This is a genomic window from Achromobacter xylosoxidans A8, from assembly GCF_000165835.1.
GTDB classification, from domain to species: Bacteria; Pseudomonadota; Gammaproteobacteria; order Burkholderiales; family Burkholderiaceae_B; genus Achromobacter; species Achromobacter xylosoxidans_B.
Window position 1 is genome coordinate 2,316,753 of record NC_014640.1, and the last position, 23,066, is coordinate 2,339,818.

Sequence of the window (23,066 nt, forward strand, 5' to 3'; positions counted from 1 at the left end):
CGCGCGCAGTTACAGGCCCATGGCCTTTTCCCAAGGCAATTGGGGAGGCATGGCCTGCGTCATTGCATCCACAAAAGCGCGGATGCGCGGCGATAGGTGCCGGTTCGGCAGATAGACCAGCTGGACCGGCGCGCCAGGCGCCATCCAGTCGGTCAACACCAGTTTCAGGCGTCCGTCCATGACGGCGGACTCTGCAATGAAGCTGGCCATGCGGGCGATGCCCGCGCCGGCCACCACGGCATCCAGGATGGCTTCCGGATGGTTTACGTTCAGATTGCCGCCGGGCGTGATCGTGTAGCGCTCATCGCCTTTCTGGAAATCCCATTCGTGATATCGGCCGGTCTGCCATTGGACGTAGGCCAGGCAGTTATGCCGTTCCAGTTCGGCGGGTGTAGTCGGCGTGCCATGCGCGGCCAGATAGGCGGGGCTGGCGCACGTGACGTAGCGCAGTTGCGACAAGTTCTTGGCGATCACACGCGAATCCGCAGTGACGCCGATCCGTATGGTCGCATCCAGTCCCTCTTCAGCCAGATTGGGAATGCGGTCGCTGAAATCGGCGTTGATCGATAGTTCCGGGTAGCGCGCAGTTAGCGACAGCAGCGCAGGCATGATGACCTTTCTGCCCAACCCGACCGGCGCATGCACGCGCAGCTTGCCGCGCGGACTCTCGCTCGCTCCCGTTACTTCGGCCTCGGCGGCTTCCACTTCCAGCAGGATATGGCGGCAACGCTGCAGCAGCAATTCGCCGTCGTCCGTCAGCGACAGGTTGCGCGTGGTGCGGTTGAGCAACTTCACGCCCAGCTTGGCTTCAAGCAGTGAAACGCTCTTGCTCACCGACGCGGTTGAGATGTCGAGCCGGTGAGCCGCGGCCGTGAAACTACCGCTGTCCGCGACCCGCACGAAATTCAGAACATGCTTGAGATGGTCTATGAGGATGTACATGGCGCTCGGGCTGATGGGTGCACGCCATCTTAGCCATTCCCACGCGGAAAGTTAAAGGTGATTTGCCCTCGGGTCCGTTTATCTGCCGCATGCCTGTCCCTACACTGAGCCGCAATGTTGGCAGGTTCAGAAGACGACACGACAGGAGGCATGGGTGGAGATCCAGAGCAGTGCGCAGGCAGCGGGCGGGCCCGAGCGGATTTATCTAGATGGGCTGGCGGCGGGCCGGTTCCAGATTCAACGTTGCGAGGATTGCAGCCAGGCGGTGTTCTATCCCCGCTGCGTGTGCCCCCATTGTGGCGGCTTGGCATTGCGCTGGTTCTCGCCTTCGGGTGAGGGAGTGGTGTATGCCACCACGACCGTGTACCGCAAGCCGGAGCAGGGCGGCGACTACAACGTTTGCCTGGTGGATTTGCCGGAAGGCGTGCGGATGATGAGCCGGGTCGCGGAGCTGGCGCCCGCGCAGGTGCGTATCGGCATGCGCGTAAGCGCCCGGATCGTGGCGGACGGCCATGCTGCGCAAGTGGTGTTCGTGCCCTCGGGGAGGACAGCATGACGCTGCGCGATTTGAGAGGCAAGACGGCCGTGGTCGGCGTGGGACTGGCCGGGCTGGGACAGGCCAGCGGCCATAGCGAGCAGGAAGTGCTGGCGCAAGCCGCCATGGCCGCGATTACGGACGCCGGCCTGAGTCTCAAGGACATAGACGGCATTACGACCTGTAGCTCCCTGTCGCCCATGTGGGCGATGTCCGTCGTCGAGTATCTCGGCATACGTCCGACCTTCGTGGACAGCACCATGATCGGCGGTTCCAGCTATGTGGCGCATTTGCTCCCGGCCATGCACGCGCTCGCTTCCGGGCAGTGCAATGCGGTTCTGGTCTGTTACGGCAGTACCCAGCGCACCGCCACGTTCAACCGTGCCGATCTGACCCGCGTGCGGAAATTCCTCGACCCGCAGCCCTACGAAACGCCCTATGACCCGCCTTTGCCAGTGGCGGCCTACGCCTTGGCCGCGAGCCGCCACATGCACCAGTACGGCACCACGCGCAAGCAGTTGTCGGAAGTGGCGGTGGCCGCGCGGAAATGGGCGCATTTGAACCCGGAAGCCACCATGCGCGAACCGCTGTCGCTGGCGGATGTCGAGGCGGCGCGTCCGGTCTGCGAGCCCTTCACGGTGCGCGACTGCTGCATGGTTAGCGACGGCGCTGGCGCATTCGTGCTGACCCGATCGGACCGCGCGCGCGACTGCGCCAAGAAACCGGTGTACGTGATGGGCAATGCGACCGCGCTATGGAACCGGCAGGTGTCGTCCATGCATGACCTGACGGTGACCGCAGCGCTTGAATCGGGCAAGCGTTGCTACGAGATGGCCGGCGTCTCCGCGAAAGACATGGACCTGGCCATGCTGTACGACGCCTTCACCATCAACACCATCCTGTTCCTGGAAGACCTGGGGTTCTGCCGGAAGGGCGAGGGCGGCGCGTTTGTGGACGATGGCGCGATCGCGCCCGGCGGGCGGCTGGCCGTCAACACCAACGGCGGCGGCCTGTCCTGCGTGCATCCGGGCATGTACGGGGTGTTTCTCATGGTCGAGGCGGTCAGGCAGCTGCGTGGAGAGTGCGGTGAGCGCCAGTTGAAGGATCCGAACCTGGCCCTGGTGCACGGCAACGGCGGCACGCTGTCCAGCCAGTCCACCGCGATCCTCAGCGCGTTGCCTACGCTCTGACCGTCCAACAAGTCTGCGGTGGAGGCGGAGCAACCGCGTCACCGCCATGGGGTAAGCCATGTTGAAAAAGATTGTGCCCTCCTTGGAGGAGGCCGTGGCTGGAGTGGCGGATGGCGCCACGCTGCTGATAGGCGGGTTTGGCGCTTCCGGCGTGCCGACGGAGCTGCTGCAGGCGCTACTGGAGACCGGCGCCCGCGAACTGACCATCGTCAACAACAACGCGGGCAATGGCGAGCAGGGTTTGAGTCAGCTGATCCGGGCGGGGCGGGTGCGGAAAGTGATCTGCTCCTTTGCGCGCTCGTCGAATCCCAAGAAGCCCAATGCGGCGGCGTTCGGAGAGTGGTATGCCGCAGGCAGAATCGAACTGGAGGTGGTGCCGCAAGGCACGCTGGCCGAACGCTTGCGCGCGGCCGGAGCCGGCATGGGTCCGTTCTTCACGCCCACTGCCTACGGAACCCGCTTGGCGCAAGGCAAGGAAGCGCGCGTGATCAACGGCCGCGGCTACGTACTGGAAGAGCCGCTGCCGGGTGATGTGGCCTTCGTGAAGGCGCAGTACGGCGACAGTGCGGGCAATCTGACCTACCGCTACGCCAGCCGTAATTTCGGACCCGTGATGTGCATGGCCGCGCGGATGACTGTGGCCCAGGTAGACCAGGTGGTGTCTCTGGGGGAACTGGCGCCGGAGCAGATCATAACGCCCGGGATTTTCGTTCAACGCATCGTCGAGTACCCCAATGAGTATCAATAGCCTGTCCCGCGCGCGCATGGCGCAGATCGTCGCCGACGACATTCCGCCCGCCTCATACGTCAATCTGGGCATCGGCATGCCGACCTCGGTGGCCGACTATCTGAAGCCCGAGCGCGGCGTGGTGCTGCACAGCGAGAACGGCATCCTGGGCATGAAAGGCCTGCCGCCGGGCGCCGCGGTCGACACGGACCTGCTCAACGCCAGCAAGGAGCCCGTTGCGCTGGACATCGGTGCCTCGATTACCGATCACGTGGTGTCCTTCGCCATGATGCGCGGCGGCCATATCGATCTGACCGTGCTGGGCGCCTTCCAGGTTTCCGCCGACGGCGACCTGGCCAACTGGGACACGGGACGCGAAGACTCGATTCCAGCCGTGGGCGGGGCCATGGACCTGGTAGCAGGCGCCAAACGCATCTTCGTAATGATGCAGCACGTGGACCGGGATGGCCGGCCGAAGATCGTGCCTGAATGCACCTATCCCCTAACCGGCAAGGCCGTGGTCGATCGCATCTACAGCGATCTGGCAATCCTGGACATCACGCCGGACGGACTGCATGTGCGGGCGATGGTGCGGGGCCTGGATTTTGCAGCGCTGCAGGCGCGGACCTCGGTGGACTTGAAGCTGGACGATGCATGGATCGAACTGGCGCCCTGAATTTCAGGTGGACGCCGTCATTGGAGGAAGTCATGAGCTGGACGCAGGAGTTGGACGAACTGGCACGCCGCAAGGAATATTCCCTGCGCATGGGCGGCGCGGAAAAGGTGCAGCGTCAGCATGACGCGGGCAAGCTGGACATCCGCCAGCGGATCGAACGGCTGGTCGATGGCGGTTCGTTCGTCGAGGTGGGAGGTTTGGCCGGTAGCGGTGAATACGACGAGCAGGGCCGCCTGGTCCAAGTGATGCCGTCGAACGTGATCATGGGACGGGCGGCGCTGGACAGCAAAAGCGTCGTAGTCGTGGGCGACGACTTCACCGTGCGCGGCGGCGCGAACGACGGGGCCGTGGGCGACAAGATGATTTTTGCCGAACAGATGGCGTTCGACCTGCGCCTGCCGCTGGTACGCCTGATCGACGGCACGGGCGGAGGCGGCTCGGTCAAGAACATCGAGAAGATGGGGCATGCGCTGCTGCCGAAGATGAAGATCTGGGCCTACGTGGCGCGCAACCTGGCCCAGGTCCCCGTGGTGTCGCTGGCCCTCGGGTCGGTGGCCGGCCAGGGCGCCGCGCGCGTCGCCGGCAGCCACTACTCCGTCATGGTCAAGGACACCTCGCAGCTGTTCATTGCGGGACCTCCGGTGGTGGCCAAGATCGGCCAGAAACTGGGCAAGAACGAGCTGGGCGGAAGCGCCATACACACCCGCAACGGGGTGGTGGACGATGAGGTGGATTCCGAGGACGAGGCTTTTGCGGCGGCGCGGCGTTTCCTGTCGTATCTGCCGGCGTCGGTCCACGAACTCGCGCCCAGGGGAGAGCCTCCCGTCACTGTGGCTGAACAGGAGTGGTTGCGGACCGCCATTCCGAAGGACACGCGCAAGGTCTACAAGATCCGGCCGATACTGGACACCTTGTTCGATCCCGGCACCGTGTTCGAAATCGGCCGGCATTGGGGGAGGGCAATCGTGGGCGGGCTGGCTCGGGTGGATGGCTGGCCCGTGCTGTTCGTCGCCAGCAATCCCTACCACTACGGCGGCGGCTGGGACCGGCACACCGCCGAGAAGTTCACCCGTCTGGTCGACCTGGCCGAAACCTTCCACCTGCCCGTGGTGAACCTGGTGGACATCGCGGGTTTCCAGATCGGCCTGGAAGCCGAGAAGGACGGCGTGATGCGCGCCGGAGTCAGGGCGTTGACGGCGGTCTCGCAGTCAACGGTGCCTTGGTTTTCGCTGATCATGCGGCGGGCCTTCGGCGTGGCCGCGGGCGGCCATCAGAATTCCAGCCGTTTCAATTTCCGCTATGCCTGGCCTTCGGCCCAGTGGGGCTCGCTGCCGATCGAGGGCGGCCTGGAGGTGGCGTACCGGTCGGAGATCGAGGCGGCCGCCGATCCCGAAGCCAAGCGCGCGGAAATCGAGGCAAGAGTGCGTGCTTTGACGTCGCCCTTCCGTAGCGCGGAGGCCTTCGTCATCGAAGACATCATCGATCCTGCCTGCACGCGTGCGCGCCTGGTCGAGTTCGCGAATCTGGCCGCACCGCTGCGCCAGCCCGGCCAGGTGGCCACCGGATACCGGCCCTGAGGTGCTGCAGATGAAGAAGATCCTGATCGCCAACCGGGGAGCCGCCGCCGCGCGTATCCTGCGTGCCGTGAGGGCGCTGGGCCTGCGGTCCGTGGTGGTGTACTCCGAGGCCGATGCCGACCTTCCGTATGTGCGCCAGGCGGATGAGAGCTGCTGCATCGGGCCGGCGCCGGCGCGGGCCAGCTACCTCAACCAGGACCTGCTGCTCGAGGTCATGGCGCGTTGCGGCGCCGATGCGCTGCATCCGGGCTACGGATTCCTGTCCGAGAACGCACAGTTCGCGCGCAGGGTGGAAATGGCGGGGCATTGCTTCATCGGCCCGTCGTCCAAGTGGATCGACGCGCTCGGCAATAAGGCGAGTGCGCGTACGTTGATGCAACGGCATGGCCTGCAGGCAGGCGGCAGCACGGGCATCCTGCCCCGGGATGACATGGCGGCAGTACGCCAGGCGGCCGAGGCGCTCGGGTATCCGGTGCTGATAAAGCCTGCGGGCGGCGGCGGCGGTATAGGCATGATCCCCGTCCACGATCCTCGGGCGCTATCTGATTGCTGGGAGCGCGCCAGCGGCATGGCCGAAAAGGCCTTCGCCAACCCCGCCCTGTACATGGAACGATTCGTGCCGTCTCCGCGGCATATCGAATTCCAGTTCCTGGCGGACAGGTTCGGCAATGTCCTGTCCTTGTTCGAACGGGATTGTTCCACCCAGCGCAGATACCAGAAGGTGATCGAGGAAGCGCCGGCGCCGGCCATCGACCGCCAGGCCGTGGCCAGCATGTCGCAGCGGCTGTCGGCGATCCTGGGAGAGATCGGCTACGACGTCATCGGCACGGTGGAGATGCTGTACACGCCGGACAGCGGCTTTTCGTTCCTTGAAGTCAACACGCGTTTGCAGGTCGAACACGCGATCTCGGAAGCGGTCACCGGCGTGGATATCGTGCAGGCGCAGATTCGCCTGGCGGCGGGCGAAAGGCTGTCCTCGGTGATCGACAGGCAGCCTGTCGTGACGGGGCATGCCATCGAGGCGCGCGTCTACGCCGAGGATCCCGTGAGTTTCCTGCCTTCGCCCGGCGTCCTGAAGGCGTTCGAGTTGCCGCAGTCCCGTCCCGGTTTGCGGATAGAGACTGGCTATGCGCAAGGCAACCGGGTTTCCAGCCATTACGACCCCATGGTGGCGAAGGTTGTTGCGCATGCGGCCGATCGCGCCAGCGCCATCGGTGAACTGAGCAGCGCGCTTGGCCGTATGCGGGTAGAGGGCATCAAGACCAACATTCCCATGATTCTTCAGGTGCTCGGATCGGAGCGGTTCCAGGCCGGAGCAATGACTGTCGACGGCTTGCAGGAAGTGATTTCAACAGAGTCGGTAAAGGAGCTTGCATGAAAAAAATAGTCTCCAACGTGGCGGGCCGCGTGGTCGCTTGTTGCGTGGAAGAGGGCGTGCAGATTCAGACGGGCGACGAGGCGTTCAAGGTCGAGTCGATGAAGATGGAAATCCCCGTTGAGAGCGAGGCAGCAGGCCGTATCGCCAAGGTGCTGGTGGCGGTCGGCGATGAAGTGGAGGAAGGGCAGGATCTTGCGTTGCTGGATTGAGGCGGACCGCCTCTGAACCTGGATAAAAAAAGCGAGGAGACAATGTTCAAGACAATCAAAAAAGACGCGCCCGCAGCTTCTGCGCGCAAGCGTCCCCTGAGGATCCTGGCGCTGCTGGGATGCGCGGTCCTGCTAGGCGCTGGCACGGCTGGCGCGCAAACCGCGCAGGGCTTTCCGAACAAGCCGGTGACCATAAACGTTCCATTCTCGGCCGGCGGCACCACCGACATCCTGGCGCGCGTGATAGGCCAGCGCCTGAGCGAGCGCTGGGGCGTGTCGGTGGTGGTCGAGAACAAGCCCGGCGCGGGCGGCAACATTGGCACGGCGCAGGTGGCGCGCGCCGCGCCGGACGGCTACACGCTGGTGATGGGCACGATCGGCACGCACGCCATCAACCCCAGCCTGTACAAGTCCATGCCCTACGACGCCATCAAGGACTTCGCGCCGATCACGCGTACGGCCATGGTGCCGAATGCCCTGGTGGTGCCCAAGAATGCGCCGTATGACACCGTGAAGGAACTGATCGCCTACGGCAAGACCCATCCGGGGAAGCTCACCTTCGGCTCTTCCGGACATGGCAGCACGCTGCACATGTCCGGCGAGACTTTCAAGATGATGACCGGGGTCGACATGGTGCACGTGCCCTACAAGGGCAGCACGCCGGCGGTGACGGATCTGCTGGGAGGCCAGATCTCGATGATTTTCGACAACCTGCCTTCGGCGCTGCCGCACATCAAGGCCGGCCGGCTGAAGGTGTTGGCGGTGACCTCGGCGCAGCGCAGCGACCAACTGCCCGACGTGCCCACCGTGGCGGAGGCCGGCGTGCCTGGCTACGAGGTCGTGTCGTGGTTCGGCCTGTGGGCTCCCGCGAGGACGCCGGACGGCGTCGTGGCGGAAATCAACAAGCAGGTCGTCGCGATCATTCAGACCCCCGATATGCAGAAGCAGATCCGCGACCAGGGAGCGGTGCCCAATCCCGACACGCCCGCGGAGTTCGCCGCCTTCATCGGCAGCGAAGGCAGGAAGTGGGCCGAGGTGGTGCGCCGCGCCAACGTGACGACCGAGTAGGCAATCGACAGCACCGGGCCTGCCGCATGCAGCCGGCAGGCCCGTTTTGAGGAGACACAGGCATGGAACGCATGATGCAAGGCAAGGTAGTGGTGGTGACTGGGGCGGGAGGCGGCATAGGCCGCGAGGTGGCCCTGCAACTGGCGGCCGAGGGCGCCAAGGTCGTGGTCAACGACATCGGGGTCGCGCTCAACGGCGACGATCTGACCGCCAGGGAGACGCCGGTGGCGCCCGCCGATGCGGTGGTCGCCGAGATACGCGCAGCGGGCGGCGTGGCGGTCGCCAACTTCGATTCGGTTGCGACCCATGCGTCCGCCAACGCCATCGTCCAGTGCGCCATGGACCAGTTCGGACGCATCGATGGCGTGGTCAACAACGCGGGAAATCTGCGCGACCGCTCCTTTCACAAGATGAGCGAGGAAGAATGGCGCGCGGTCATCGCGGTGCATCTCGACGGTACGTTCTTCGTCAGCCGGGCTGCGGCCACGCACTTCCGCGAACAGGAGGGCGGAGCGATGGTGCACATGACCTCGACCTCCGGACTGATCGGCAACTATGGCCAGGCCAATTACGGCGCGGCCAAGCTGGGCATCGTGGCCTTGTCCAAGATGATCGCGCTGGACATGGGCCGGTATGGCGTGCGCTCCAACTGCATCGCGCCGTCGGCCTGGAGCCGCATGACCAGTTCCATCCCCACCGACACGCCGCAACAGCGGGACCGGGTGGAGAAACTGAAGAAGATGGAGGCGGGCAAGATCGCGCCGATGGCCGTCTATTTGCTGAGCGATGCCGCACGGGAGGTCAGCGGCCAGATATTCGCGGTGCGCGCCAACGAAATCATGCTGATGAGCCAGCCGCGCCCGTTGCGATCGGTGCATTTCAGCGAAGGCTGGACTCCGCAGCGCATTGCCGAGGTCGCCATTCCGGCGATGCAGAAGCACTTCTACCCCCTGGAACGCTCGCCCGACGTGATGAGCTGGGATCCGATCTGACTCGGCGGCCATGGACGTGGAATTGTCTTTGGGATAAAGGGGAGGGAAGCCATGCGCTTGACCCATGAGCAACTGTTGAACTACGAATTGCCGGAGATCAGGCAGCGCTACACGGCGCGCGACGCCATGCTGTATGCGCTGTCAGTGGGGCTGGGACGCGACCCCTTGGATGCCTGCGACCTTGCCTATGTGGGCAGGCGGCACGATCCGCTGGTGCTGCCGTACATGGCCGTGGTCCTGGGCTATCCGGGTTTCTGGCTGAATGCGCCCGATATCGGGGCCGATACGGTGCGGCTGCTGCACGGCGAGCAGGGGATGGAGCTCTTCCATCCCATTCCCGCCGCCGGCGAACTGATAGGCAAGACCCGCGTCATCGAGGCGGTGGACAAGGGCGAAAAGGGACTGCTGCTGTATTCCGAGAAAACCCTGACGGATGCCGGCACGGGAGTGCTCATCGCGCGGACTACCGCGACCCATGTGCTCAGGGGCGATGGCGGCATGGCGAATGCCGGCAGGCAAGCGCGTCCGGCGCACGCCATGCCCGGCGGTGCGCCGGACTGGACCGTGCCGGTGCGCACCCGGCCCGAGCAGGCGCTGGTATATCGGCTCAATGGCGACTACAACCCGCTGCACAGCGATCCGACGATCGCCCGCGCCGCGGGATTCCCGCGGCCCATATTGCATGGGCTGTGCACCTTTGGCATGGTGTCGCACACCGTTGCGAGGCAGTTGCAGCCTGAGGCGGAAGGGGCCGTGCGTTCCGTGTCGCTGCGATTTTCTGGCCCGATGTATCCCGGCGAGACGCTAAGTGTGGAGGTCTGGCGGGACGGGTCCTTCCGGGCGAAGGTCGTGGAGCGCGACGCGATCGTCATCGACAATGGTGTGTTGCGGGGCGCCAGCGTCGGATAGGGCGGGCCGAGTCCAGGCCGCATGCTTGAGCGCGATGCGCATTTGCGCGCTGCAAAATGGAAGAGCGCCCCAGCTCTAGATGAGTCTGAGGCGCTCCTGCCCGGCTTCGCACGCGATGGGTGTCAGACAGCCCGGCAACTCAAATCTACTGCTGCGGTATAGGCTGGGCAATAGGGAAAACCCTTGAATATTAAAGGGTTACAAGATACATGCCCTCGGCGCGGCAACTGGCCCGTGCCGGCCGCCGCTGACGTCAGTTGCCTGTCAATGGGGCCGCGACAACTTGATCCGCCTCGGTATCCGCGAATTGTGACGCCGGAGGCAGACGCCGACACTGAAGCCTGTCTTCACAGTGCCGGAGAGCGGATATGTCAGGGTTGCGGAAGCGTCAGTTGGGACAGGGCATGACCGAATACATCGTGGTCGTGGCCTTGGTCGCCGTAGCGGCCATAGCGGTGTATCAGTACTTCGGCCAGGTGGTGCGATCGCAGACCGCCGCCATGGCGCGTGAACTTGCCGGCGAGGACGGCGGAGCGCAGAGCCGTGCGGCGCAACAGGCGGCGCAGAAAGCGGCGGCGCAGACCAAGGCGCGGTCGCTCAAGTCCTTCACCGGCAATGCCGCGGATGCGAAGTGATTACACGTTCTTGCGCATCGCTTACCCACCAGCGTGGCCAGGCGCTGGTCCTGGGCCTGCTGATGGTGGCGGTGGGGGGCATCTCCCTGGTCGTGCTGTACAACCTGGGCCAGACCGTGGGAGCGCGTCAGCGGCTGACGCATGCCGCGGACGCGGCGGCGTATAGCGGGGCGCTGGAGCAAGCGCGCGCGCTCAATGCCCTTGCCTATATCAACCGGACACAGATCGCGCATCAGGTCGCCATGGCCCATCTGGTCACGCTAGGTGCGTCCGCGCAATACGCCCGCACCCTGCAGTCTCAGCGCAATCGCCGCAATCCGCCCGCGGGCTTGATCACCATGTTGTTTGGTCCGGATGTCGGCATGGCCTATCAAACCGCGCAAGCCGTGCCTGATGCGGAACAGAGGCTGGCAGCGGCGTTCGGCGAGCACGACAGAGTCGTCCACCAGGTCCTGGAAGCCGCCGCGGCGTCCGCTGTCGCCGGTCTGACGGATTCGCGCGGTCGCATCATGAACAAGGTCCTGGTCGCCAATCTTGCGGAGGATGTTCCGACACTCGGCGCAGATGGCGTGCATGCCAGAGGCGCCAGTTTGCGGCTGCTGACGGACGGGTGGCCTGGCTACGTGGGGCGCCGCCTGGCCATGCGCGACGCAGGTCTGCGACCCGCCGTCGAGCAGGCGGTGGAACGCTATGGCTTCCTCAATCGCCGTAGCGCCACACGGCGCAATCCGTGGATGGTTCAACCGCTATGCCCGCTGCTTCGTCACGAGCTGCGGCGCCGGGGCTCTACCTGGTTGGGACCGGACGGGCGTTGGGGCGCGCTGGACACCCAGTCCTACCATGCACTGCGTTTCAACCGCTGGAGGGGCTGCTACTTTCGCGAATACGCCATGGGCTGGGGCACGGCGCAGGGGCAGAAGATCAAATCGCCCGAAGGCCTGGAGTACGTGGATGAACCGCCGCTCGATTTTTCCGATCAGGATTTTTGGCGCTGGGTGGAACTGTCGACCAACTGGGATCTGCTCAATGACATAAGCAATCCCATGGCCAACTCATACGCCATGGCTGCTGCTCAGCGCTGGCCGGGCCGGGGCCTGCCCGCCTATCGCGAAGTCGCCTTGTCGCGCAGCGGCGATGCCCTGCGCTTCGCGGTGGCCGTCCGGCTTGCCGGTACATCCTTGAAAACCACGGATGCGCAAAGCGCGGTTCGGGCGCCCGAGGGAAAGTTCCGCTATGCCGCCCTCGGTCCGGAGGACGCCATTACCGTGACCTCAGCGGCGGAGACCTACTTTGCCCGGCCGGAACCACGCGCGGACGGCCGTGATGAACTTGCCACGCTTTTCCGTCCCTACTGGCAAGCGCGCCTGTCGGCCGTTACCGTGGGCGAGGCTGCGCGGGCAAGGGGGACGCCATGAATCGGATTCGCACGCGGCAGCAAGGGCAGGCCTTGATCGAAGCGTTGCTGATGCTGCCGCTGCTGGCCCTGCTGCTTTGGGCGGCATCCTGGATAGGCGGATTGCAGTTCACGGCTCAGGAAGTCGCGCAGGCCAGCCGCAAGGCCGCGATGGCCGGCGCCTTGGGGCAACCCTCGCAGAATCAGCACGCTCCAAGCGGCACGGCGCTGTCGCGGAATGCCAGCGCGCTGCCTGGTATCGCGCCAGCCCAGGTCACCGCCTTGCAGGACGAATGGTTCGGCGCGGAACTGAAACTGATGACCGCGACGGCAAGCACTGCGCGCCGTGACCGGGACAATGCGGCCTGGTTGCGCATCGCCCGCCGCACGCACGTGGCAAGCGGCGCCGGGTATGCGCACGGCGACACCGACGCGCAGCGCCGCATCGGCCGTGCGCCAACATCCTGGCGCAGGGCTGAAAGCGCTTCGCTGGCGGAGGCACGGCGTTTGAAGCCTGTTGTCGACCGCCTGGACGGGCCGTGGCGCAGGCCTGGCCTGTCGCTGGACTGGCTGTCCGAATGGGCGGATGTGGTGCCCGCGGATCGGCTTAGCAATCGCAAGGGGGCGGGCAAATGATCGGACTTTGTCTTTCGCCATTGCCTGTGGGGCAGGTTGCCCCATGGGGTAGTGGTTGGCGGACGTTGGCGGTGGCACGAACACTACGCCTGTTGCTGGCTGGTGCACTGGCCGTCGCTTTGGTGGGGGGGCGCAACATTGCCGCCGCGCAGGATCGGGCGAAAGACGGCAACGAGGCAGGAGCCGCCACCAGGACCCGGTCCGGCGTCACCGCGCTGGAAGCCTTGCGTTTTCCTGCGGGTTCGCGGCGCGGGCTGCTGGCGGAAAGCATCTGGCTGCATGGCATCCCCGCACGCGTGCTCATATTCGATACGCCTCTCAGCACGCCCGAACTGATCCGCTACCTGTCAGCGCAGCAGCCCGCTCTGGCCGACCTGAACGTGTTGTCCGGCCAAGCCATCCTATCGGGTCAGGTGGGGCAAGAGCGCTGGGTCGTCCAGATGGAAGGCCTGGGCGCGCGCCGCACGGCCGGAAGCATTTCGGCGGTCAGCCTGCTGGCTGCGCCAGATAGTCCGCTGCCTGCCTGGCTCCCGGCTGGCGCTCGTCAGAGGCTGGACGTGGCGGTGATGGAGGACGGCGTGCGAGTCTCGGAACGCATCTGGCAATACGCCTTGCCGCCGAGGCAGTTGGCTCCGCTGCTGGAGGAGCGCCTGGCCCAGAACGGCTGGCGTCGTGTGCCGGCGTCCGAGGAGTCAGCGCATTGGTGGATCCGTCCGGGCGCGCGCATGCGGTTGTCGCTGGTGCCGCTGGAAGGCGGCAGCGGGCTTCTGGTCAGCGGAAGATCGCCATGAGGCTCTGGATCACCCATGTCCTGCAGCGCCTGCGCAGAACGGGCGTGTACGCCATCGCGCTGATCGCGGGCTTGGTGTCCGCGTGGGCGGTGCGAGAGCACGTGCAGCAGCGCGTCCAGGCGCTGGAGGCCGAGGCGCGCACGCCGATGGTCAGCCGCCTGGTCGCGGCGTATGACTTGCCCGCGGGCACGCAACTCGAAGAGCTGCATCTCGCCGTGCGCGAGATCCCGGAGCCATGGGCTTCGCGGGCCAGCATCGATCCCCTGGATCTTTCTGGCCTGCTTGGCGCCACCTTGCTGGCCGATGTCGCCAACGGTGAACCCTTGCTCCGGGGGCATTTGACGTTCACCGCGCCGGTTCCGGCCTTGGCGTCCCGCCTGCGTAGCGGGCAACGCGCGTTGACGGTGGCGGCCACCGACCTGGGAGGTCTGGCGGAAGTGTTGCGCGTGGGCGATGCCATCGACATCTATGTGAGCTTCGCGCATCGCCAGCAGGAACTGACCGTGCCTCTCTTGCAAGGCATGCGCGTGCTGATGGTCGGGGGCGAGGCCGATGGTGAAAACAAGGGCGGCAATATCACCTTGGCGGCGACGCCGGACGAGGCGATGCGATTCGTGGCGGCCCGGCAGAGCGGGGTGCTGACGGCGATGCTGCGCCATCGCGATGATGCCGCCGTGGTCAGCGGCGCAGCGCAAGGCGATCTTGCTTCGCTGATCGGATTGGACCTGGAGCGCCGCAATGCGCCGGGCGTGACCATTTTGTATGGCGACCGGCTGGAGTCCACGGCAGATGAAAGAGCAATGGAGATTGAAGCGGCCGTCCCGTCTCGACATAAAAGGGGGCGGCCATGAGGCGCGCCGTTGCCAGCATATTCGCCTGGGCGCTATGCCTCGTCAGCCCGGCAGCGTGGCCAGCGGACGAGGAGATCGAACTCCAGGTGGGCGAAACGCGGATTCTTTCGCACCCCGGCGTCAAGCGTGTGGCGATAGGTAATGGTCAGGTGATCGGCGCCATCGAGGCCGAAGGGCGCGAGGTCATCGTGTTCGCCCGCGCCGAGGGCGTGTCGTCTCTGCATGTCTGGGCCAACGGCGCCCGCGCCAAGGCCTATGAACTCAGGGTCGTGCCGGCCGGGGCACCGCGCCTGCGTGCGGAAGTCGAGGCTTTGCTGGCCCGCATTCCTGGCGCGCGCAGCACCGAGGTGGGCGGTCGCATCCTGATCGAAGGCGACGACCTTTCCGACGACGACCGTTTGCGTATCACGGCCCTGGCAGACCGCTATCCCGCCGTGCTGGATTTCACCGGGCAAGTGGGCTGGGACCGCATGGTGCAGCTGGACGTGCAGGTCGTGGAGATCCCCACATCGAAGCTGAGGGATCTCGGTGTGCGCTGGGACGGAATGTCCCAAGGCGGCATCAATGCCGGCCTGGCCTGGGATGCGGGGTCCCGGGGGCGCGTGAGCCGCCCTGGCGAGGAGATCATAGAAACGATGGGCCGGGTCTCGTCGCCGGCCGGCTACTTCGGCGTCAATGCGTTGTTGTCGTCGCGCATCGCGATGCTGGCTCAAAGCGGGGAAGCCGTGATGCTGGCCCAGCCTCAATTGCTGGCGCGCAGTGGCGCCAGCGCAACCTTTCTGGCCGGTGGCGAGGTTCCCTACTCGTCAACCGATACGCGCGGCAATTCGACCACGCTGTTCAAGCCCTACGGCGTCATGCTCAGGATTACCCCTCGTGTCGACCGTAACGGGATCATCCGTTCCTTGATCGAAGTCGAGGCGAGCTCGGTGGACAACGCGCTGAGCGTGCCGGGCGGACCGGCGTTGCGCACGCGCCGCGCGTCAACCGAATTCAACGTGCGGTCGGGCGATACGCTGGTCATCGGCGGCTTCCTGTCGCGCGAGCGGGACGAGGCAAGCGACGGGCTGCCATGGCTGAAGGACATCCCGGTCCTGGGGGCCTTGTTCTCGTCCCGGCGCTATCAGTTGCGGGAAACCGAGCTCGCCATATTTGTGACGCCAAAGCTGATTGCGCAGGCCGAGCCCGCCATGGCGGACCGTGTGCGGCGTGGGCGTGGCGTGCTGGAAGCGGCATTTCCCGAAGCGCCTCGCCTGGGAACCGCCGTGCCTGCCGCGTCAGGCTGGGATGCCTACGCGGGCGCGGGCTCGCAATGGGACGCGCGACCTGAAGGTGTCCCGACTCCCCCAACGGAAACGAGGCCATGATCGACATAGAAATGATGTTCGAGGACGCCACGGTGGACAAAGCGACACTGGCCGCTCCCGTGCTGATCGGACGCGGCGCGCATTGCGGCTTGCGCATTGTGAACTGGCGTGTGGGACGCCAGCACGCCCGTCTGGTGCGCGAAGAGGCCGGTATTGCTCTTGAAGACCTGGGAACGCTGGGTGGGACGCTGGTGAACGGCGAGAGGATCGTGCGCCACGTGCCGGTATTGCCCGGTGATGAAATATTGATCGGGCCTTGTCGGCTGCGGGTGTCGCTGGCGGTCGCCTCCGAGCACACCGGCGAATCGAATGGTCCGGAGGCTGACAGCGCCGCGCGCGATATGGCTGCAGCGCAGCAGTCGCCGACGCTGGCCGCGCCTGCAACGCCGTTGCCGGCGCGCGCGCCGCTGCATCAGCTACAGGAGCGCCGGCGCCTGCATGCAGCCTTGCTAGCGGCGCTGGACCTGCGCCGCCGTGACGTGGCGGGCATGAGCGACGGCATGCTGCGTGCGGAGGCCGAGCGGCTGCTGACGCATATCGTCGCTTCCGACGAGGATTTGCCGCCTGGGGCGGACCGGGCAGCGCTTTGCCGCGAGGTGCTGGACGAAGCAGTCGGCCTGGGGCCTCTGGAGCCCTTGCTCGCCGCCGCCGACATCACGGAGATCATGGTCAACCGTCATGACGAGATCTACGTCGAACGTGCCGGCTGCCTGTCGCGCCACCAGGCGGCCTTCACCAGCGAGCAATCGTTACGCTGGGTCATCGAGCGCATCGTCACGCCCCTGGGGCGGCGCATCGACGAAAGCTCGCCGATGGTGGATGCCCGGCTGGCGGATGGATCCCGGGTGCATGCCATCATTCCGCCGGTGGCCATGAGAGGCGCGAGCCTGACCATACGCAAGTTCCCGCAGCGGCGCCCGGGCATGTCCGATCTGATCGCGGCGGGTTCGCTGAGCGGCGCCATGGCGAAGTTCCTTGCGCTCTGTGTGCGGTCGCGCAGAAACCTTGTGGTGTCCGGAGGCACGGGAGCCGGCAAGACGACCTTGCTCAACATCCTGTCCAACGAGATTCCCGATGGCGAGCGCGTGGTCACCATCGAAGACGCGGCGGAGTTGCGCCTTAACCACGATCATCTGGTGGCGTTGGAGGCGCGTCCCGCCAACCAGGAGGGGCGCGGGCGCATCGACATCCGCGAGCTCGTGCGCAACGCGTTGCGCATGCGGCCAGACCGGATCGTGGTGGGCGAGTGCCGCGGGCCGGAGGCATTCGACATGCTGACCGCCATGAATACCGGCCATGAGGGCTCCCTGACGACGCTGCATGCCAACTCGCCTCGCGATGCGCTGGGACGCCTGGAATCGATGATCCTGATGGCCGGCCTGGACCTTCCTTTGGCGGCGGTGCGCGAGCATATCGCCGCCAGCGTGGATATTGTGGTGCAGCAGGCCAGGCTGGCCGACGGGCGGCGCGTCGTGACGTCGATCGCGGAGATCACCGGCATGGAAAGCGGACGTATCCAGCTCCAGGATTTGTTCCGGTACGACCGCGTCCGGGGTTTCTTCGGCTGCGGCGCCTTGCCCGGCTTCGCGCGCGATTGGACACAGCCCGATGAGGCCTTCGACCCTGCCTGGTTTTCCGACACGGAGAAGGCGGCGCCGGGGACTGCAATTTTTTCGCAAGGAACGCCATGATCTGGCTAGCGGCGGGGGCCGCCATGATCTCCGTGCTGCTGTTGGCTTGGCGGGTCCAGAGCTGGTTTGCGCCGGCGCTGCGTCGCTATCGCGAGGTCTACACGCAGGAGGCGGGCTTGCGCCTGAGCGAGGTGTTCCTGTTTATAGATCCGGCCCAATTGTGGGCCGGCGCAGTGGCCTGCGCCGCCTTGGCGGCAACCTTGGCCTTTGCCGCCACGGGTAGCGGTCTGGTGTCCGTCATGGCTGCGGCGCTTGCCTCGCGCTTGCCCCGTGCGCTTGTGAACGCGTTGCGACGTCGGCGCGCCCGCCGGTTTGAGCAGCAACTGCCGATGGCGTTGTTGATGCTTGCCGCCGCTCTGCGCGCGGGCGCGGCATTGACGACAGGCCTGCGCCACGTCGTCGAGCAGAGCGGCGCACCGTTGGCCCAGGAGTTCGGCTTGATGCTGCGCGAGCAGCGCATGGGAGTGCCCTGGGACTCCGCGCTTGAAAACCTGCGCAATCGCATGCCGGCCGATTCGACCGCTCTCGTCGTGGCTGCCATGCGCATTGCGGCACAGACGGGCGGCAATCTGGCGGAGGCGCTGGAGAGCATCGCGCAGACCCTGCGCGCCCGGCTGCAATTGCAGGCGAAGCTGCTGGCGCTGACATCGCAAGGGCGTTTGCAGGCCTGGATCGTAGGGTCTTTGCCCTTGCTGCTGCTGGCCGTGCTGGACCGCCTGGAGCCGGAAATCATGGGTTTGCTGTGGCATACGCCCGTGGGTTGGGGCGTGCTGACCATCGTGGCGGTGCTGGAGACCACGGGCATGCTGCTGATCCGGCGCATTGTCCGGATCGATATCTGACGGAGGAGGCTGCGATGTGGCTGTACTTGAGTCTGTTGACGGCCGCGTTGGCTGCGGGGTGGTTGGCCTGGGTGGTCTTGAAGCCATTGTTGCTGGACAGCCAGGGCGCGTCCTCCGCCTTGCCGTGGTGGTGGCGAGCGGCCTGGCCCTGGATTGCGGCGGTGGCGCCCTTGGCCGGGCCTTTGTGTACCTGGCGTTGGCGCATCCGGCTGACGCGGGCGATCGAGCGGGCTGCGTTGCCCGCTGGCATCAGCTACGCGCATGTGGCGGCGCTGAGCTGGAGCGCGGCAACGGCCGCCGGTGGGCTGGCGACGACGGTAGCGCTTGTTCTGCTGCAGGCTCAGTCCTGGGGGTGGATTCCTTGGGCGGTAGCGTCTGCCCTGGGGGCCGGCGCCGCGCCGGGCCTCTGGTTGCGGAGTTTGAGCGTCAAGCGGCGGCGCAGCATCGAACGCGATCTGCCTTTCGTGTTCGACATGATGACCTTATGTGTGGAGGCGGGGCTGAGTGTGCACGGGGCATTGCAGATGGCCGCACAGAGCGGCCCGGCCGGCATATTGCGCGATGCCTTGGCCGACGCGCTGGCTGAGATGCGCGCCGGAGTCTCCCGGACCGCGGCGATCAAGGCCCTGGCTGAACGCAGCAATAGTCCGCTTGCGCGCAATTGGGCTGCCGCCTTGGCACAGGCCGAGGCGCTGGGGATAAGCCTGGGGCCGGTGCTGCGCGCGCAGGCGGCGCAAAGTCGCAGCGATCGCCACGTGCGGGCGGAACAACTGGCGATGCAGGCGCCCGTGAAGATGCTGCTGCCCTTGATCGGCTGCATCTTTCCCTGCACCTTCATCGTGCTGGCCTTCCCGGTCATGGTGCAATTGCTGCAGAGCGCGCAATGAGCAATGACCAGCCATCGGGGCAGCGTGGCCGGCTCAGGTTGCTCAAGGTAGCCGACTGGTGTGGCCGCGCCCGCGGTTTGCTGGGACGCAAGCCGCCAGGGCCGCGGTCCGGCATCTTGTTGATGCCTTGTGCCGCAGTGCATACCTTTGGCATGCGTTATGCCATCGACGTGGCATTCATATCGCGGCGTGGAAGGGTGCTCGCGGTGCGCAGGGCGCTGGCGCCCTGTCGCGTGGCTTTATGCCTGGGCGCCGTTGCCGTCGTCGAGATGCGCGCCGGCATTCTCGATGCCGAACACGGAGGTATAGGCAGGATAGAAGCTGCAGTACAGCACGCCACCCGCGGCGATATTGAAGGGAATCTGCAGCGTTCCGGCAAGCTGCGGGGACAGGCCGATGGCGACCAGAAGGCCGGCGCAGAGGTCGATGAAAAGAAACACCAGGATCCACGTGGCGCCGTAGACCAGGAACGGCAGCTTGTTGCGCCAGCAGGCGATGCCGGAGAAAAACAGCGCCTGGATCAACCGCAGCCCATGCCAGGCGACCAGAACTGGCGCGTGCCAGAACAGCGCCGCGATCACGACGTACGTGATCGCGAACAGGCTCAGCGGCACGGCCATGGCGGACAGGATGGGCTCCATGGATTTTTCCACGGAGGCGATGCGCATGCCCTCGACCATCGCGTCGGTGAACGGCAGGAAAATGATCAGGCCGCAAGCAATGCAGAGCGCCGCGTACAGCAGCCCCATCAGGAACAGTTTCCTGAATACGCCGGGCTGCTTGAGCGGTTTGGCCCACATCGAGGGCAGCATGACGCGGTCTGCTTCGACGTGCTTGCACGCCGATAGCGTCATCAGCGTGATGATGGGCATCAGCGCCACCACCAGGATGGGGCCGACCGGCGGCGTCGCGGTGGCGAAGATGACCAGGAGGCTGATGGCCATGGCCCAGGTGAACATGGCCAGTGGTTGCTTGCGGAACAGACGGAAGCCGTCACGGACCCATTGCCAGCCGGATGTTGCGGGTAGGAATGCTGCTTGCATGGCTCTTTAAAGGGGGGATCTCTCAAAAAGGGACGCGCTATCCCCATTATGGGGGGAGCAACAGTTACGGCAATATTGGCAGGCCCGGGCGGTGGCGTGCTTGCAACACTCTTTCGAAATGCCGGGGGTCGTGCGGTTTGAGGGTCTGGGCCGGCCGCGGCAGGAAAAAGTCGTACAGGCGCGATATCCAGAAGCGCAGCGCGGCGGCGCGCAGCATCAGCGGCCAGACTTCGCGTTCCGCGTCGGTGAACGGGCGCACGGCCGCATACGCCGCCAACCAGGATTCGACCAGTTCGGGCACGAATTCGCCGGTGTCGCGCTCGATGCACCAGTCGTTGACGCTTACCGCCACGTCGAACAGCCAGGTATCGCAGCCAGCGAAGTAGAAATCGATGATGCCGCCCATGAGCGGATCCTCGAAGGTGCCGGCAAACAGAACGTTGTCCCGGAACAGGTCGCAGTGGGCGGGGCCGGTCTGCAATGCCTGCCATGCCGGCGTCGCGGCGGCTGCCTGCTGGTCGGCCAGCTCCGACGACAGAAGCTGGGCCTGCGCCGGTTCCAGGAAGGGCAGGACCTTGGGCGCCGTCTCCAGCCACCAGGACAGCCCGCGCAGATTGGGCTGGCGCAGCGGGAAGTCGCGCGCCGCCAAGTGGGCGCGTGCAAGCGTGGCGCCGGCCAGGGCGCAATGCGCCGCGCCGGGTGCGGGCTCGTAGCCGCCTGGCAGGCGTGAAACGATGGCGCAGGGCTTGCCGTGCAGCGTCGTCAGGCGGGTGCCGTCGCCCAGGGTCTGGGGGCGGGGCACGGGAATGCCGCGCTCGGCCAAGTGGTACATCAGCTCGATGTAGAACGGCAACTGCGCCTGCGTGAGCACCTCGAACAGCGTCAGCACGTACTCGCCGCGGGTCGTGTACAGGAAGTAGTTGGTATTCTCGATACCCGCCGTAATCCCCCGAAGCGAGACAAACTCGCCCAGATCGAAATGCGCCAGGAGGGCGCGAGCGTCGTCTTCGGAGACAGGGGTGAATACGGCCATTGATGTGCGGAATCTAGGGGTTAACGGACGCGCGGCACGCCTGTTTCGGCTGCGGCGGCGCAATTTTAGACCACATGGCGGGCGGGCCTGTCCGCCATCCGGTTGAGCGGTCGGAGCCGCCGGCCGGACACAAAGCCGCCAAGCACCGTAAAATACCGCATCCCCTTGTTTTGTAGAGTGATTCTTGGACTCCCCCGACTGGCGGCTGTGCGTCGCCCCGATGATAGATGTGACCGACCGCCATTGCCGCTTTTTCCATCGGCTGCTGGCGCCGCGCGCCCGCTTGTACACGGAAATGATCACTACCGGCGCGTTGCTGCACGGCAATGTCGAACGTCACCTGGATTTTGACGAGGCCGAGCATCCCGTGGCCCTGCAACTGGGCGGCAGCGAGCCCGACGCCCTGGCGCATTCGGCTCGGCTAGGCAAGAAGTGGGGTTACGACGAGATCAACCTGAATTGCGGCTGTCCTTCGGAGCGGGTGCAGAAGGGGGCGTTTGGCGCCTGCCTGATGGCTGAGCCTGCGCTGGTGGCCGATTGCATGAAGGCCATGCAGGACGCCGTGGATATTCCGGTCACCGTCAAGCACCGGCTTGGGCTGGACTATGACGAGTCCTATGAATTTGTCCGCGATTTCGTCGGCAAGGTCTATGACACCGGTTGCCGGGTGTTCATCGCCCATGCCCGCAACGCGGTGCTCAAGGGGCTCACGCCCAAGGACAACCGCGAGATTCCGCCCCTGCGCTATGAGGTGGTGCGGCAATTGAAGCGCGACTTCCCGGATTGCACGTTCGTACTCAATGGCGGCCTGGCCGACGCCGGGCAGTCGGTGCGCGCCGCGGGTGATTTCGATGGCGTCATGCTGGGCCGGGCCGCCTGGCATACGCCGCGGGTGCTGTCCGAAGTGTCCTTGCAGCTGTGGCCATCGCTGCGCCTGCCCAGCGACGCGCAGGTGGTCGACGCCATGATGGAGTACGCGGCGCGGCAAGTCGCCGTGGGCGTGCCGCTGCGGGTGATGACGCGGCCGATGTTGGGGCTGGTGAACGGCCAGTCTGGCGCGCGCCGCTGGCGTCGCATGCTGTCCGATCCGGCCTTGCTGGCCGCGAACAATCCTGAACTGATTTACGATGCCTGGCGCAGCCAGCGGCATGCGCCTGATATGCGCGGCGCCGCGGTCGAGGCGGCGCCGGCTGGGGTGTGACGGCAGGCCAGCGGCGGCTGGCCAGGGGCTCAGGACTTGGCCGGTTCAGCGGTTTCCGTAGGCCAATCGCGGATGTAGGCCTTCAGCATGTTGTTTTCGAACTGCTGGGCCGCCACGATGGCCTGGGCCATGTCGTAGAACGAAATGACACCCATCAGGGTGGGGCCGTCCATGACCGGGATATAGCGCGCATGCTTTTCGAGCATCAGGCGCTGCACTTCGTCGGCGCTGGTGTTGGGTGACACGCTGACCGGCGCGTCGTCCATGATGGAGCGGATGGTGGTGTCGCCGGCGCCGCCATGTGCATGCATGTGGCGGATGATCTCGCGGAACGTGAGCATGCCGGTCAGCGTCCCGAATTCCATGATGACCAGCGAGCCTATGTCCTGCTCGCTCATTGTTTGCACGGCCTGGGATACAGGCATGTCGGGCGACGCCGTATAGAGCGTATCGCCCTTGACGCGCAAAATCTCGCTGACCTTCAACATCGGTT

At 65.6% G+C, this 23,066-nt stretch carries 24 protein-coding genes and 1 pseudogene; 21 read left to right on the forward strand and 4 right to left on the reverse strand.

Going from position 1 to position 23,066, the window contains the following annotated elements; translation table 11 throughout:
• Positions 1 to 9: 9 nt before the first annotated feature.
• Positions 10 to 942, reverse strand: coding sequence for a LysR family transcriptional regulator (locus AXYL_RS10880; RefSeq protein WP_013392840.1), 933 nt, complete (start codon positions 940 to 942; stop codon positions 10 to 12).
• Positions 943 to 1,096: 154 nt separating this feature from the next.
• On the opposite strand from AXYL_RS10880, the gene AXYL_RS10885 reads away from it, so the two are divergent.
• The 20 genes and pseudogenes from AXYL_RS10885 to AXYL_RS35280 form a co-directional block, all read left to right on the forward strand.
• Positions 1,097 to 1,498, forward strand: coding sequence for a Zn-ribbon domain-containing OB-fold protein (locus AXYL_RS10885; protein ID WP_013392841.1), 402 nt, complete (start codon positions 1,097 to 1,099; stop codon positions 1,496 to 1,498).
• Positions 1,495 to 2,667 carry a thiolase gene (locus tag AXYL_RS10890; RefSeq protein ID WP_013392842.1) on the forward strand — a complete coding sequence of 391 codons (1,173 nt, stop codon included), beginning with the start codon at positions 1,495 to 1,497 and terminating at the stop codon, positions 2,665 to 2,667. The genes AXYL_RS10885 and AXYL_RS10890 overlap by 4 nt, the downstream gene beginning before the upstream one ends.
• Before the next feature lie 58 nt (positions 2,668 to 2,725).
• Entirely contained in the window at positions 2,726 to 3,415 is a 690-nt protein-coding gene (locus AXYL_RS10895) for a 3-oxoacid CoA-transferase subunit A (protein WP_013392843.1), read from the forward strand.
• Complete coding sequence (locus AXYL_RS10900) at positions 3,402 to 4,070, forward strand: 3-oxoacid CoA-transferase subunit B (protein WP_013392844.1); 669 nt, start codon at positions 3,402 to 3,404, stop codon at positions 4,068 to 4,070. Before AXYL_RS10895 ends, AXYL_RS10900 begins: the two co-directional genes overlap by 14 nt.
• A 32-nt stretch (positions 4,071 to 4,102) precedes the next feature.
• A complete protein-coding gene (locus tag AXYL_RS10905) occupies positions 4,103 to 5,647 on the forward strand; it encodes an acyl-CoA carboxylase subunit beta (protein ID WP_013392845.1) in 1,545 nt (514 codons plus the stop codon).
• A gap of 10 nt (positions 5,648 to 5,657) precedes the next feature.
• Positions 5,658 to 7,025 (forward strand): acetyl/propionyl/methylcrotonyl-CoA carboxylase subunit alpha, encoded by a 1,368-nt coding sequence (locus tag AXYL_RS10910; protein WP_013392846.1) that lies wholly within the window; start codon positions 5,658 to 5,660, stop codon positions 7,023 to 7,025.
• On the forward strand, positions 7,022 to 7,234 hold the full coding sequence (locus AXYL_RS10915; protein WP_013392847.1) for an acetyl-CoA carboxylase biotin carboxyl carrier protein subunit: 213 nt from the start codon (positions 7,022 to 7,024) through the stop codon (positions 7,232 to 7,234). Before AXYL_RS10910 ends, AXYL_RS10915 begins: the two co-directional genes overlap by 4 nt.
• Positions 7,235 to 7,276: 42 nt before the next feature.
• Positions 7,277 to 8,302 (forward strand): Bug family tripartite tricarboxylate transporter substrate binding protein, encoded by a 1,026-nt coding sequence (locus tag AXYL_RS10920; RefSeq protein WP_013392848.1) that lies wholly within the window; start codon positions 7,277 to 7,279, stop codon positions 8,300 to 8,302.
• 62 nt (positions 8,303 to 8,364) lie between these two features.
• Positions 8,365 to 9,294, forward strand: a complete 930-nt coding sequence (locus AXYL_RS10925; protein ID WP_013392849.1) for an SDR family oxidoreductase — start codon at positions 8,365 to 8,367, stop codon at positions 9,292 to 9,294.
• Between the two features lie 51 nt (positions 9,295 to 9,345).
• A complete protein-coding gene (locus tag AXYL_RS10930; RefSeq protein WP_013392850.1) occupies positions 9,346 to 10,203 on the forward strand; it encodes a MaoC/PaaZ C-terminal domain-containing protein in 858 nt (285 codons plus the stop codon).
• A 368-nt stretch (positions 10,204 to 10,571) separates the two neighbouring features.
• Positions 10,572 to 10,838: a hypothetical protein gene (locus tag AXYL_RS10935; RefSeq protein WP_013392851.1), complete on the forward strand. Its 267-nt coding sequence runs from the start codon at positions 10,572 to 10,574 to the stop codon at positions 10,836 to 10,838.
• Positions 10,835 to 12,253, forward strand: a complete 1,419-nt coding sequence (locus tag AXYL_RS10940) for a pilus assembly protein TadG-related protein (protein ID WP_013392852.1) — start codon at positions 10,835 to 10,837, stop codon at positions 12,251 to 12,253. Before AXYL_RS10935 ends, AXYL_RS10940 begins: the two co-directional genes overlap by 4 nt.
• On the forward strand, positions 12,250 to 12,867 hold the full coding sequence (locus AXYL_RS10945) for a pilus assembly protein TadE (protein WP_013392853.1): 618 nt from the start codon (positions 12,250 to 12,252) through the stop codon (positions 12,865 to 12,867). Before AXYL_RS10940 ends, AXYL_RS10945 begins: the two co-directional genes overlap by 4 nt.
• 71 nt (positions 12,868 to 12,938) lie before the next feature.
• Complete coding sequence (locus AXYL_RS10950) at positions 12,939 to 13,658, forward strand: hypothetical protein (protein WP_148260598.1); 720 nt, start codon at positions 12,939 to 12,941, stop codon at positions 13,656 to 13,658.
• Complete coding sequence (gene cpaB / locus AXYL_RS10955) at positions 13,655 to 14,509, forward strand: Flp pilus assembly protein CpaB (protein WP_013392855.1); 855 nt, start codon at positions 13,655 to 13,657, stop codon at positions 14,507 to 14,509. The genes AXYL_RS10950 and cpaB overlap by 4 nt, the downstream gene beginning before the upstream one ends.
• A complete protein-coding gene (locus AXYL_RS10960; protein WP_013392856.1) occupies positions 14,506 to 15,876 on the forward strand; it encodes a type II and III secretion system protein family protein in 1,371 nt (456 codons plus the stop codon). Before cpaB ends, AXYL_RS10960 begins: the two co-directional genes overlap by 4 nt.
• The gene (locus AXYL_RS10965) at positions 15,873 to 17,567 is read left to right on the forward strand and encodes an ATPase, T2SS/T4P/T4SS family (protein WP_013392857.1); all 1,695 of its coding nucleotides are present in this window, start codon (positions 15,873 to 15,875) and stop codon (positions 17,565 to 17,567) included. Before AXYL_RS10960 ends, AXYL_RS10965 begins: the two co-directional genes overlap by 4 nt.
• Entirely contained in the window at positions 17,564 to 18,409 is an 846-nt protein-coding gene (locus AXYL_RS10970; protein ID WP_013392858.1) for a type II secretion system F family protein, read from the forward strand. The genes AXYL_RS10965 and AXYL_RS10970 overlap by 4 nt, the downstream gene beginning before the upstream one ends.
• A 14-nt stretch (positions 18,410 to 18,423) precedes the next feature.
• Positions 18,424 to 19,296 carry a type II secretion system F family protein gene (locus tag AXYL_RS10975; RefSeq protein WP_013392859.1) on the forward strand — a complete coding sequence of 291 codons (873 nt, stop codon included), beginning with the start codon at positions 18,424 to 18,426 and terminating at the stop codon, positions 19,294 to 19,296.
• Between the two features lie 122 nt (positions 19,297 to 19,418).
• Positions 19,419 to 19,529 (forward strand): annotated as a pseudogene (locus tag AXYL_RS35280) (DUF192 domain-containing protein); the annotation flags it as partial.
• A gap of 6 nt (positions 19,530 to 19,535) precedes the next feature.
• On the opposite strand, the gene AXYL_RS35285 reads toward AXYL_RS35280, so the two are convergent.
• Positions 19,536 to 20,339, reverse strand: coding sequence for a BPSS1780 family membrane protein (locus tag AXYL_RS35285; RefSeq protein ID WP_013392860.1), 804 nt, complete (start codon positions 20,337 to 20,339; stop codon positions 19,536 to 19,538).
• 64 nt (positions 20,340 to 20,403) lie between these two features.
• Complete coding sequence (locus AXYL_RS10985; protein WP_013392861.1) at positions 20,404 to 21,372, reverse strand: homoserine kinase; 969 nt, start codon at positions 21,370 to 21,372, stop codon at positions 20,404 to 20,406.
• 220 nt (positions 21,373 to 21,592) lie between these two features.
• Here AXYL_RS10985 and dusA point away from each other — a divergent pair, with 220 nt between their 5' ends.
• Positions 21,593 to 22,573: a tRNA dihydrouridine(20/20a) synthase DusA gene (dusA, locus tag AXYL_RS10990; RefSeq protein ID WP_013392862.1), complete on the forward strand. Its 981-nt coding sequence runs from the start codon at positions 21,593 to 21,595 to the stop codon at positions 22,571 to 22,573.
• A gap of 29 nt (positions 22,574 to 22,602) precedes the next feature.
• Here the strand turns inward: dusA and AXYL_RS10995 are convergent, their stop codons facing one another.
• Entirely contained in the window at positions 22,603 to 23,061 is a 459-nt protein-coding gene (locus AXYL_RS10995; protein ID WP_013392863.1) for a CBS domain-containing protein, read from the reverse strand.
• Positions 23,062 to 23,066 lie beyond the last annotated feature (5 nt).